Source organism: Bacillus yapensis (assembly GCF_005280205.1).
Classification (GTDB): Bacteria; Bacillota; Bacilli; order Bacillales; family Cytobacillaceae; genus Robertmurraya; species Robertmurraya yapensis.
Window position 1 is genome coordinate 1 of record NZ_SUND01000027.1, and the last position, 12,673, is coordinate 12,673.

At 39.0% G+C, this 12,673-nt stretch carries 12 protein-coding genes; 1 reads left to right on the plus strand and 11 read right to left on the minus strand.

The window, feature by feature from the left end; genetic code table 11:
• Window positions 1-157: 157 nt before the first annotated feature.
• From FAR12_RS21995 to FAR12_RS22045, 11 genes are all read right to left on the minus strand, one after another.
• Complete coding sequence (locus FAR12_RS21995; RefSeq protein ID WP_126410910.1) at window positions 158-1,450, minus strand: adenylosuccinate synthase; 1,293 nt, start codon at window positions 1,448-1,450, stop codon at window positions 158-160.
• 188 nt (window positions 1,451-1,638) lie between these two features.
• Window positions 1,639-3,000: a replicative DNA helicase gene (gene dnaB, locus FAR12_RS22000; RefSeq protein WP_126410911.1), complete on the minus strand. Its 1,362-nt coding sequence runs from the start codon at window positions 2,998-3,000 to the stop codon at window positions 1,639-1,641.
• 197 nt (window positions 3,001-3,197) lie between these two features.
• A complete protein-coding gene (gene rplI / locus FAR12_RS22005; RefSeq protein WP_126410912.1) occupies window positions 3,198-3,647 on the minus strand; it encodes a 50S ribosomal protein L9 in 450 nt (149 codons plus the stop codon).
• Window positions 3,644-5,617: a DHH family phosphoesterase gene (locus FAR12_RS22010; protein ID WP_126410913.1), complete on the minus strand. Its 1,974-nt coding sequence runs from the start codon at window positions 5,615-5,617 to the stop codon at window positions 3,644-3,646. The genes rplI and FAR12_RS22010 overlap by 4 nt, the downstream gene beginning before the upstream one ends.
• An 89-nt stretch (window positions 5,618-5,706) precedes the next feature.
• Entirely contained in the window at window positions 5,707-6,648 is a 942-nt protein-coding gene (locus tag FAR12_RS22015) for a YybS family protein (protein ID WP_126410914.1), read from the minus strand.
• Between the two features lie 361 nt (window positions 6,649-7,009).
• Window positions 7,010-7,246 (minus strand): 30S ribosomal protein S18, encoded by a 237-nt coding sequence (gene rpsR / locus FAR12_RS22020; RefSeq protein ID WP_126410939.1) that lies wholly within the window; start codon window positions 7,244-7,246, stop codon window positions 7,010-7,012.
• A 26-nt stretch (window positions 7,247-7,272) separates the two neighbouring features.
• Window positions 7,273-7,764: a single-stranded DNA-binding protein gene (ssb, locus tag FAR12_RS22025; protein WP_126410915.1), complete on the minus strand. Its 492-nt coding sequence runs from the start codon at window positions 7,762-7,764 to the stop codon at window positions 7,273-7,275.
• Between the two features lie 68 nt (window positions 7,765-7,832).
• Complete coding sequence (gene rpsF, locus FAR12_RS22030; RefSeq protein ID WP_126410916.1) at window positions 7,833-8,120, minus strand: 30S ribosomal protein S6; 288 nt, start codon at window positions 8,118-8,120, stop codon at window positions 7,833-7,835.
• A gap of 147 nt (window positions 8,121-8,267) precedes the next feature.
• Entirely contained in the window at window positions 8,268-9,368 is a 1,101-nt protein-coding gene (gene ychF, locus FAR12_RS22035; RefSeq protein WP_126410917.1) for a redox-regulated ATPase YchF, read from the minus strand.
• Between the two features lie 111 nt (window positions 9,369-9,479).
• Window positions 9,480-11,492, minus strand: a complete 2,013-nt coding sequence (locus FAR12_RS22040) for a molybdopterin-dependent oxidoreductase (RefSeq protein WP_126410918.1) — start codon at window positions 11,490-11,492, stop codon at window positions 9,480-9,482.
• 143 nt (window positions 11,493-11,635) lie between these two features.
• Window positions 11,636-11,833 carry a DUF951 domain-containing protein gene (locus FAR12_RS22045; protein ID WP_126410919.1) on the minus strand — a complete coding sequence of 66 codons (198 nt, stop codon included), beginning with the start codon at window positions 11,831-11,833 and terminating at the stop codon, window positions 11,636-11,638.
• Between the two features lie 191 nt (window positions 11,834-12,024).
• Here FAR12_RS22045 and yyaC point away from each other — a divergent pair, with 191 nt between their 5' ends.
• The gene (gene yyaC / locus FAR12_RS22050) at window positions 12,025-12,654 is read left to right on the plus strand and encodes a spore protease YyaC (protein WP_126410920.1); all 630 of its coding nucleotides are present in this window, start codon (window positions 12,025-12,027) and stop codon (window positions 12,652-12,654) included.
• Window positions 12,655-12,673 lie beyond the last annotated feature (19 nt).

A 12,673-nucleotide genomic window follows, 5' to 3' on the forward strand; every position in this document is an offset into this window, starting at 1 on the left:
GAGCTTCCTTCAGATTCCGCGTCACCACGGACACCCTTGCTTTCGGCTAATGGTTCGCATATCCCAACGCCCATAGCGGACTTGCACCGCCTAGCTAGTGAACATGCCCGGCACACATAAAAAAAGGAGTATGCGAGGTGCATACTCCTTCAAATCTTTAGTTTTGACGCCAAGGATTCATCACAACATTCGTTTGTGAACGATCTGGACCTACTGAGAAGATTGATAATGGAATTCCAGTAAGCTGCGCTACTCTTTCAAGATAGTGACGAGCATTAGCTGGAAGCTCATCTAGTGATTTGCAGCCAGTAATGTCTTCTGTCCAACCTGGAAGTTCTTCAAAAACAGGCTCACATTCTGCTAATACCTTAAGGCTAGCCGGGAATTCCTCGATTACTTCCCCTTTGTAGCGATAAGCAACACAGATTTTTAGAGTTTCAATGCCTGTTAAAACATCAATAGAGTTTAAAGATAGGTCTGTGATTCCACTGACACGACGAGCGTGACGAACAACGACACTATCGAACCAACCAACACGACGTGGACGACCAGTCGTTGTACCGTATTCACGACCAACTTCGCGAATTTGGTGACCAATTTCGTTATCTAATTCAGTAGGGAATGGTCCATCCCCTACACGTGTTGTATATGCTTTACATACTCCAACAACATGCTTGATTTTACTTGGACCAACACCTGAACCAATTGTTACTCCGCCTGCTACAGGGTTTGAAGAAGTAACGAATGGATACGTACCTTGGTCGATATCCAGCATAACTCCTTGAGCACCTTCAAATAGCACACGGCGACCTTCATCAAGAGCATCATTTAATACAACGGACGTATCCACAACATAATGCTTGATTTGTTGGCCATATTCGTAGTATTCGTCTAAGATATCTTCGATTTTGAAGCCTTCTGTTTCATAGATTCGCTCAAGTAGACGGTTTTTCTCTTTTAAATTGCGTGCTAATTTTTCTTCAAACACTTCTCTATCTAATAGATCCGCTACGCGAATTCCGATACGAGCTGCTTTATCCATGTAAGCAGGTCCGATTCCCTTTTTCGTCGTACCGATTTTGTTATCTCCCTTGCTTTCTTCCTCAACTTCATCCAATTTTAAATGATAAGGAAGAATCACATGAGCACGATTGCTAATACGTAGATTATCAGTTGTTACACCTTTTTCATGTAAATACGCAAGTTCTTTTACAAGTGCCTTCGGATCCACGACCATTCCATTTCCGATTACACAAATCTTATCTTTATAAAAAATCCCTGAAGGAATTAAGTGTAATTTATACGTTTCTCCGTCAAACTTAATGGTATGACCCGCGTTGTTTCCACCCTGATAACGAGCGATGACCTCCGCATTCTCTGAAAGGAAATCGGTAATTTTCCCTTTTCCTTCATCTCCCCATTGTGTTCCAACAACTACTACTGATGACATTAAAGAAGCACCTCCATAAGGTTAACGATCAATGTTCTTTCCAAACAAAATAAGTGTACAATTCTAGATACAGAAAGTCAATGAAACACGAACATTTTTTCAAAAATACTTCTGTTTTGTTCGTGAATAATTCAAAATTATTTCCCAATAAATAAAAAAGACTAGCCTTGGCTAATCTTTTAAGTATTTTATCCGGTTGGCACTGCGGCATCATCAAAGCGCCGCTCCAAATTGACGAACTTATTATATTCTTTCACGAAGGCCAAGGAAACTGTTCCTGTTGGGCCATTACGCTGCTTCGCTATGATGATTTCAATGATATTTTTGTTCTCTGATTCCTTATCATAGTAGTCATCACGATATAGGAAGGCAACGATATCCGCATCCTGCTCAATACTTCCTGATTCACGAATATCAGACATCATTGGACGTTTATCTTGACGCTGCTCTACCCCACGAGAAAGCTGAGAAAGTGCGATAACTGGTACTTGAAGCTCACGGGCAAGCTGTTTTAAGGAACGAGAAATCTCAGAAACCTCTTGCTGACGGTTTTCGCCAGAACGGCCACTTCCTAAAATCAACTGTAAGTAATCAATTAAGATCATCCCTAAGCCATGCTCCTGTTTCAAACGACGACATTTTGCACGAATATCCTGCACACGAACACCAGGTGTATCATCGATAAAAATTCCTGCATTCGATAAGCTACCCATCGCCATCGTTAGCTTACCCCAGTCCTCATCCGTCAAGGAACCTGTTCTTAAGCGTTGAGCATCAATATTTCCTTCAGCACAGAGCATACGCATAACAAGCTGTTCCGCACCCATCTCCAAACTGAAGATCGCTACGTTTTCACCCGTTTTCGTCGCAACGTTTTGAGAAATATTCAAGGCAAAGGCTGTCTTACCAACTGATGGACGGGCTCCAACGATAATCAAGTCATTTCTTTGGAATCCAGCTGTCATTTTATCTAGTTCAACAAATCCTGTCGAGATTCCCGTAATATCCCCAACACGATTATGCATTAATTCAATATTATCGTACGTACGAACAAGAACATCTTTAATGTTATGAAAAGCTCCACCGTTTTTACGACCGGATACTTCCATAACCTTTTTTTCTGCTTCAACAAGAAGAGCATCAACCTCATCTTCCCGTTGATAACCATCTGTAGCAATTTCTGTTGCTGTGCGAATTAATCTTCTTAAAAGGGACTTCTCCTCAACTATCTTTGCATAGAACTCAATGTTCGCAGCAGTCGGTACTGAACCTGCAAGCTCACTCAAATAGCTGATTCCACCAACATCTTCAAGCAATTTCGTTGCTGCTAGTTCTTCGGAAACAGTGATTAAGTCAACCGCCTTCCCTGCGTCATTTAACGTTAGCATCACATTGAAAATCTTTTGGTGTGCTGCACGATAAAAATCCTCAGGAATTAAGATTTCGGTCGCTTGCGTTAATGAAGAAGGTTCTAAGAAAATAGCACCTAGTACAGCTTGCTCAGCTTCAATATTTTGTGGGGGAAGTCGATCTGCAAATAAATCACTCATTATAGGAAAACCTCCTTACAGATGACTAAACATATAACCATAAATATATTAATTAAGTATATAAAGTGTGTATGATTGCTGGACAATTAAACTACTAAATAGGAAATATTTCTAATTAGAAAAATGTGACCAGCATTCAACCGATCACATCTCTATCATTATTTTATCATGTTTTCACGGAAATGGTACTTCCAAATTTAGTTTCCTTCTTTTACATGTACATTAAGAGTAGCTGTAACTTCTGTATGAAGCTTAACTGGAACCTTTGTATAGCCTAATGCGCGAATCGCATCTTCTAATTCAATTTTACGCTTATCAATTTTAATGCCATGAACTTTTTGAAGAGCTTCAGCTATTTGTTTACTTGTAATAGAACCAAATAGACGGCCACCCTCACCTGATTTTGCAGAAAGTTCAACTGTTAACTGCTCAAGTACTTCTTTTAATTTCTTAGCCTCAGCTAGCTCTTCGGCTGATAACTTTTCTTCCTTTTTCTTTTGTGCATTCAAACTGCTAACATTCGCTGAGTTTGCTTCAACAGCAAGACCTTGCTTAATTAAAAAGTTTTGTGCATATCCGTCAGCGACGTTTTTCACTTCGCCCTTTTTACCTTTTCCTTTAACATCCTTTAGAAAAATGACTTTCATAGCTTTTTTCTCCCTTCTAAATATTCATCTATTGTATCTAGTAGAGCCTGCTCCGCTTCTCCTATCTCCATATCATAAAGCTGCGTAGCTGCATTGGTCAAATGACCTCCACCACCGATGTTTTCCATTATGACCTGAACATTGATATCCCCTAATGAACGTGCACTGATTCCTACCATGTCATCAGTACGCTTCGATATCACAAAGGAAGCCAATATTCCATCCATTGTTAAAAGCGTATCCGCTGTTTGGGCAATTAATACTTGGTCGAGTACTTGATCAGCATTCCCTTTTGCAATGGCAATTCCATCTTTATAGAAATAAACTGATTCAATCAATTTCGCTCGTTTTAAGAAGGTTTCTACATCCTCTTTTAGAAACTTCTGTACAAGTACCGTATCCGCTCCTTGTCCACGAAGGTAAGAGGCTGCATCAAAGGTCCTTGCACCCGTTCTCAAGGTAAAGCTTTTTGTATCAACAATGATCCCAGCTAACAAGGCTGTTGCCTCGAGCATATCAATCTTACTTTTCTTCGGTTGATATTCTAGCAGCTCCGTCACCAATTCTGCAGTGGAAGATGCGTATGGCTCCATATAAACGAGTAACGGATTCTCAATAAACTCTTCACCACGACGGTGATGGTCAATAACAACTACATGCTCAATACGATGAAGCAATCTTTCTTCAATCACCATTGAAGGCTTATGTGTATCTACAACGACTAAGAGCGTATCCTCTGTCGCAATCTCAAGGGCTTGCTCTGGTGAAATAAAGCGAGAGAATAACCATTCATGCTTTCTAATTTCCTCCATCAGTCTGCGAACCCCAGTATCGATTTCGTTAAAATTCATCACGATGTAGCCTTCACATTGATTCATTTGAGCGACTTTTTGAATCCCAATTGCTGCTCCGATAGCGTCCATATCAGGATTTTTATGTCCCATAATAATAACTTTATCACTTTCGATAATCAAATCCTTTAAGGCGTGAGAAATAACACGTGCACGTACCCTCGTTCGTTTTTCTACGGGGTTCGTTTTTCCTCCAAAGAACTTCACTTTTCCATTCGTTTGTTTAATCGCAACCTGGTCTCCACCACGGCCCAAAGCTAAATCTAAGCTCGATTGAGCAAGTTCGCCAAGCTCCGGTAATGAAGGCACTCCAGTTCCTACCCCAATACTTAATGTTAGTGGAACATTTTGCTTTGTAGTAATCTCACGAACATCATCTAAAATAGAGAATTTCCCTTTTTCTAATGCATGGAGAATTTGTTCATTAAATACAGCAATAAATCGGTCTGAAGAGACGCGTTTTAGGAAGACACCATTATCATTCGCCCACTTGTTTAATATGGACGTTACAAGGCTATTCAGGCTACTTCTCGCTTGATCGTCCATCCCTTGTGTTAAATCATCGTAATTATCTAAAAAGATGATGCCAATAGCTGTTCTTTCATCTTCATACATCTTTTCAACTTCCACTTGCTCTGTGATGTCAAAGAAATAAAGCAATCTTTCTTCAGCACGATGAACCACTCTAAATTTCCGATCCAATAAAGGAATAATTTCCGTTTCCACTTCTTGCTTGATTAAAGGAATCACAGAGTCCCCTACGTCATAAAGGGAACGTCCTACTAACGTTTCTTCATCAAAACAAGATGCTAAAAATGGATTCGCCCATTCAATATAATAATCGTCATTATATAGCATGATCCCAATCGGCATTTCCATTAACGCCTCTTCCCCAACTTTTTTCAAGCGGTAAGAAAGCGTCGTGATATACTTCTCCGTCTCCTGGCGTTGCTTATATTCAATTAAAAACAGATAGTAAAATGGAATGGCTGCGATCACTACTCCAATTAGGCATATGATCCAATTATAATAAGCTAATATCCCTAGTATCACTAGGTCAATCAAGATCAAGGCAAAAATCGGATAGCGAATCGGCCATTTATCCAAATAAGAAGGCATTTTTTCAGCTCCCAAATTTCTAAGCTTTTCTTCCAATATATATATAAATCGATGTTATCATGCACACTTCAATTTTTAAAATCGATTCATTATTTTCTTTCACTTATACGCTTTCTAAAATCAAAACCTAAATCAATTATACCTAATATCCTCACAATAGAAAGGAAGAATGGAACGAGGAACGTCAACACAGTAATAATAATAGGAAGAGCTTTCGGATAACCTTTCTGATAAGAAAAATAATAAATGAGTGATAGCCCCTGTAAGACCATAAAGAACTGAAGAACAAAGGCTAAATTGATCAGTGCTGTATACCAGAAAGTCCCCTCTTCAGGATTAAAGAAAAGAGATGCTATTAACACTCCTAAATAATACCATAATAGACTTTTTGGAAGCTGTAGCTCTCTAAAAGGTGTCCAGTTTGGAATCTCGATCCCAAATCTTTTTGCAATGGGAAAAGAGATCAGTTCAATGATCAGCACGATCAGAATGGATGCCATCACGAATATACTCGGTACAAGCGTTTCGAGCATGTCTATGCCCTTTTCAAATTGTTCCATCATTTTCGGATCTACTGTTTGTCCTAATGCATCTAGCATTTCCTTCGATTGATCCATCGATAGCTTGATCGCTTGAATCGATTCTTTGATGATATCTATATTAAAAAATGTGACAGATGCCGCATATGTTAGAATCGTGATCATTAAGAAAGCAAAAGTACCAGCGATATATCCACTTATTCGACTCTTCTTTTCTCTAATAAAATCGCCAAGTACAATTCCTGTAAGACCATATAAAAGTGTTAAAGGTAAAGCCAAAACTGTTCCGACTATAAAAGAAATCAATAGCGCCCCAACAAAAAACACAATGGAACTCTTTCGATCATTTTTCGCAGCAAACATAATAAACGGTAATGCTAGAAACAAATTGCTGACCATTCCTAGTACAGGTATGTAAAGCGTCATCAGCATTAAAACAGCAAAGGCCGCAAGAAGCAAGGCTCCTTCTGTTAGCTTATGTACATTTTTCACTCTCAAACCTCCTGACAAAGTCCTAAGACCTATTTTATCGATATTACTCTCGGGCTTCAACCAATCGGTTCTATCAAAAGGCTCTTTTCGCAGACATTGTTTATTTTCTTTCGAAAAAACATATGGGAGAAGCGAAAAGTGCCGTGCAGTAATAATGTGTGACTCTAAACCCAGTAGGGAGTGTAAATGTCGGCTTTTGGACATTTACGAAAAAAACCACAAGCATTACAAAAACAGCCTATCAAAAAGCACAAGCATATGGTATAACGACATTTGATTCGTTCGACCACCATTAAACCAAACTTATACATAGTAAAAAAGACAGTTGGTTAACGGAACCAAACTGTCTTTTTGCAATTCATTATTCACCTGTAACGTATGGTAATAATGCCATCATACGTGCACGCTTGATAGCAACAGTTAATTTACGTTGGTATTTAGCGTTTGTACCAGTTACACGTCTTGGTAAAATCTTTCCACGTTCAGAGATGAATTTTTTAAGTAGATCTACATCTTTATAATCGATGTGAGTGATTCCGTTTGCTGTGAAATAGCAAACTTTACGGCGCTTAGCGCGACCGCCTCTACGTCCTCCCATAGCCATGGTTATTTCCCTCCTTCTAATTAGAATGGAAGATCGTCATCAGAGATGTCGATTTGACCGCCACCTGCAAATGGATCTTCATCTATGCGGGTATACCCGCCTTGGTTATCGTTGCGAGATGGTTGATTCTGATTACCGTAAGGAGCTCCTTGGCTCTGGCCACCGAAGCCACCAGAATTGCCTCCGGAACCACCTTTCGGTTCAAGGAATTGCACACTCTCAGCTACAATTTCTGTAACGTAAACGCGTTTCCCATCTTGTCCCTCATAATTACGTGTTTGAATACGACCATCAACACCAGCAAGGCTTCCTTTTTTCAAGAAGTTTGCTACGTTTTCTGCTGGACGACGCCAAATGACGCAGTTAATGAAGTCTGCTTCTCTTTCCCCTTGTTGATTCGAAAAAGTACGATTGACAGCAAGAGTAAATGTCGCAACGGGAACACCATTTGGTGTATAACGCAATTCAGGATCTTTCGTTAAACGTCCGACTAGAACTACACGATTCATCATCAGAATCAACTCCTCTCTTTGACAAATGTTTCACGTGAAACATTTGGTTAAATGACTATATGTCCTAATTACTTATCTTCTTTGATTACGATGTGGCGGATGATATCCTCGCTAATTTTAGCTAAACGAGAGAATTCTTCCACAGCAGCTGCATCAGAGTTAACTTTTACAAGTTGGTAGTAGCCATCACGGAAATCATTGATTTCGTATGCAAGACGACGTTTACCCCACTCTTTTGAATCAACTACTTCCGCACCATTACTAGTTAAGATGCCGTCAAAGCGCTCTACAAGTGCTTTTTTAGCTTCATCTTCAATATTTGGGCGGATGATGTACATAATTTCGTACGCTCTCATCACGTTCACCTCCTTTTGGACTAACGGCCCTCAATAGGGCAAGGAGCAATATTCATTACTCACAAGAAGAAATTATAACATACAAATACTGAAAGTACAATAGCAGCAAAAAACACCTCGCATACACGAGATGTTTTCCTGTGTTTCCTATACATTAAAACGGAAGTGAATGATGTCGCCATCCTTAACTTCGTATTCTTTACCTTCTAAGCGAACTTTTCCTGCTTCTTTCGCAGCTACCATGTTTCCTGCTGCTAACAGGTCATCATAGAATACTGTTTCCGCACGGATAAAGCCTCTTTCAAAGTCAGAGTGGATAATTCCAGCACATTGTGGTGCTTTCATTCCTTTTCTGAATGTCCAAGCACGTACTTCCTGAACTCCAGCAGTGAAGTAAGTAGCTAGTCCAAGTAAATGATAAGATGCACGAATTAATTGGTCTAATCCTGATTCTTCAATTCCAAGCTCTTGAAGGAACATTGTTTTTTCTTCCCCTTCAAGTTCTGCAATTTCAGATTCGATTTTTGCACAAATCACGATAACCTCAGCATTGTCTTCAGCTGCAAAGTTCTTTACTTTTTGAACATACTCATTTGCAGAAACGTCAGCCACTTCATCTTCACCTACATTTGCTACGTATAGCATTGGCTTAATTGTTAAAAGATGAAGTCCTTTCGCAATTTTAAATTGCTCGTCTGTAAATTCAATCGTTCTAGCTGGCTTACTTGCTTCAAAAGCTTCTTTAAGCATTTCTAAAATTTCAAGCTCAGCAACTGCATCTTTATCCTTTTGCTTCGCTAATTTTCCGACACGAGCAAGGCGTTTTTCAACAGATTCTAGGTCAGCTAAAATAAGCTCTAAATTGATCGTCTCAATATCGTCTAACGGATCTACTTTACCAGATACGTGTGTGATATTTTCGTCTTCAAAGCAACGCACTACTTGGCAAATTGCATCTACTTCACGAATGTTTGCTAAAAATTTGTTTCCAAGACCTTCCCCTTTACTTGCACCCTTTACGATTCCTGCGATATCCGTAAATTCAAAAGTTGTTGGAACAGTCTTTTTTGGTTGAACTAATTCTGTTAATTTTGTTAAACGTTCATCAGGAACTTCTACGATCCCTACATTCGGATCGATTGTACAGAATGGATAGTTTGCCGATTCTGCTCCTGCTTGTGTAATTGCGTTAAATAAAGTAGATTTTCCAACGTTCGGTAAACCTACAATCCCTGCCGTTAAGGCCATCCAAAGTCACTCCTCATATCTATATGCAAAATAATAAATCATTTTTATACCAAAATAATTAACCTTAACCAATTATAGAGAGTTCCCTCATAAAAGACAAGGAAACATCGATTATTCATTGGCTGCTTCAATATTAACTAAGCAATCATATAAAATACTACCCAAACCATTATCTGAAACTTGGCTAGAAGTTAATTGATTGACAGAACCACCAAATCTAGACCAGATGCCTTCATCAATTTTAACGATATCGTTATGCACACCCTGCTTTAAAACAGTGACATAACCAAATATTTCTCCCCGTTCATTCCAAACACGTACATAAGCATCATCCATTAATTGCAACTGTTCGGCAATATTTTGGGAGATTTCCACTCGAACCTTTGGCTCCGGTGATAGCAAATGATAGTGCTGAGAGTGATTAGAACGCAACGGATGAATGGTTAATAACTGATAAGGGAATTTTTTCGCCAACTCAGCATTTGTCCATTTCGATTCCTTTGGTAAAGCTAATGTTAATTGACCTAATAAACCTTTTTGTTCAGCGCTCTTTGATGTAAATTCATATTTACCGCTCGGCGTTTTAAACTGATAGTCACTCCACGGAATTTCATCAACTGGCAGCTCTGCATGACCGATCTCCTTTAGCTGAGATAGGGAAAGTCCTTTTTCAACTAGACTCTTCATACCGATTTCTAAAAATTGTTCGCGTGTATAGTTAAATTCATCACCAAAGCCTAATCGTTTTGCCAGCTCGGTCCAAATCCATAGATCCGATTTCGCCTCCCCTGGTGCCGATACAAGCTGAGGTCCATAATTCACATAGGCATGATACATCGATGAATAGTAAACATCCTCTTCTTCAAAAGCCGTTGTCGTCGGGAGAACATAATCAGCCAGTTCTGCTGTGTCCGTCATAAATTGTTCGACCACAACAAGCGTTTCAACAGAGGAGAATGCCTTTTTCACGACATTCGTATCTGGAACTTGAGTTAAAGGATTCCCGCACGTCACAAAAATCATCTTAACTTCTGGCGTTTTTTCGTTAAGAATTTTCTCAGCTTGTTCCATCATCGTAAAATAACGATGCTCTTGTTTTTGGTTAGCTAATGACAGCTCCGTTACATCAAAGCTTTGCCCTACCTGCTTATGAGCGTAATTTGCTCCTCCGCCTGCAATCCCAATATTTCCACTTATGGCTACAAGTGCATCAATTAGACGAATGGTGTTTCCCCCATTTTCGTATCTTTGCATACCTAAACCAATAAAGGTTGAAGTCGGCCTGTCACCATAAACTTGGGCAAGCTTCGTCATCACTTCTACTGGTACTTCTGTTTTTTCGGTGATTTCCTCAATTGATATTCCATCTAATAAAGCATGCAAATCCTCAAATCCAACTGAATGATTACGGATAAACTCTTGATTTTCAAGACCAAGACGCAGCATTTCCTTCATAATTCCTGCTGCCAATAATCCGTCCATTCCTGGTTTCACAGTAATATGTTCGTGCGCAATTTTGGCCGTAGCGTTAAAAATCGGATCGATGACGATTAAGTGTGCACCACGCTTTTTTGCTTCCTGCAAGGCTTGAAAAAGATGCAAGTTTGTTCGCGCAACATTTCTCCCCCAAACAATGATGTTCTTGCTATTGAAAATATCTTCAGGAGAATGACTATAAGCATCACCGAAATCCCATGTTTGGCCCTCGATCCCAGAGCCCCAGCAAATAGAACCAATTAATTCTGTTACCCCACCAAACAAATTAAAAAAGCGTTTATCTAGATTTTTCAGCAATCCACCGTTCGCATAATCATGACTATGAAGAATAGAAGTAGAACCATGTTCTGCTTTTATAGCTTTCATTTTCACAGAAATTTCCTCTAAAGCCTGTTCCCATGAAATTCTAGTAAACTCTCCATCTACTTTTTTTAGAGGATATAATAATCGTTCAGAAGAGTTTGTTCTTTTCTCAAGCATTCTGCCGCGACCACAGATCTTCCCCTTTGTAATCGGATGAGTTTCATCTCCGTCCACCTTCGTTACTTTCCCATCCTCAACAACGACTTTAAAACCACAGCTGTCCCAACAGTTCAACGGACATGCAGATGTAAATACCTTAGACAAAACTTCTCTCCTCCATCCGCGCTCATTTTTCTAAGAATAATATAATTTAGAAATTTCTACAATGAAATAGGATAAACCAAAATCGACCATAAAAGAAAACAAACAATCAACACGGAAACAGCCTAAAAGAAAAAGCACAAAGATTACTCTTCATGCTTCACTAAGACTTTTTTTAATTTACGTGAAAACTCTTTTCGAGGAATTAACACACTGTGGGAACAACCTTCACATTTTATTCGAATATCCATTCCTAAACGGATGATTTTCCATCGATTTGTACCGCAAGGATGTTGTTTTTTCATTTCTACTATGTCATTTAGGCCGAATTCCTTTTGTTCCAATGTGATCACTCCTTCATAACTTCCTTTTATACAATATAACTATTTTAGCAATTTTTCATGAAAGTTTGTAGGGCTTGTCCACTAGATTCCAAAATTTTCTCATCCAATTTCTGCGAGATTCAAAACTAGTACGTATAGAACTAACTATTTTTCCATATACTGTTACTACTAATTTCTCGGGAGTGGAACCAATGAATCTAAAATCTAGCTTGTTTGATAAAGGCAATGATTCAGAGTCACGAATTTTCTTTGATGAACAAAAAGCATCACAGAAAATCGCCATAGAACTCGTTTCATTATTACCTGCAAGAGTAATCAATCGTCCAGTTGTTTTTGTATGTATTGGTACTGATCGTTCCACTGGAGATTCATTAGGTCCACTAATTGGAACACTTCTAGAGGAAAAAGAAGTTGCACCTTTTCATGTGTATGGAACACTTGAAGACCCTATTCATGCAGTAAATTTAGATGAGAAAATGAAAGAAATTAAAGCAAAGCATTTAAATCCAATTATCATTGGGATTGATGCGTGTTTGGGGAGATTAAAAAGTGTAGGAGCTATTCAAGTTGGTGAAGGACCTGTAAAGCCTGGAGCCGGTGTGAAAAAGGAATTACCTGATGTTGGAGAACTTCATATTACCGGCATCGTTAATGTGAGTGGATTCATGGAATTTTTCGTTCTACAAAATACAAGGTTAAACCTTGTGCTGAAAATGGCAAAGGTCATTACAAATGGCATATACGAAGCAAGTTCTACCTACCACCCTAAGAACAATTGGTCGAATTTAAAATTAGGTTGGGACCAAGAACAGATAAGATAACTTATAAAGTAAGAGAGAC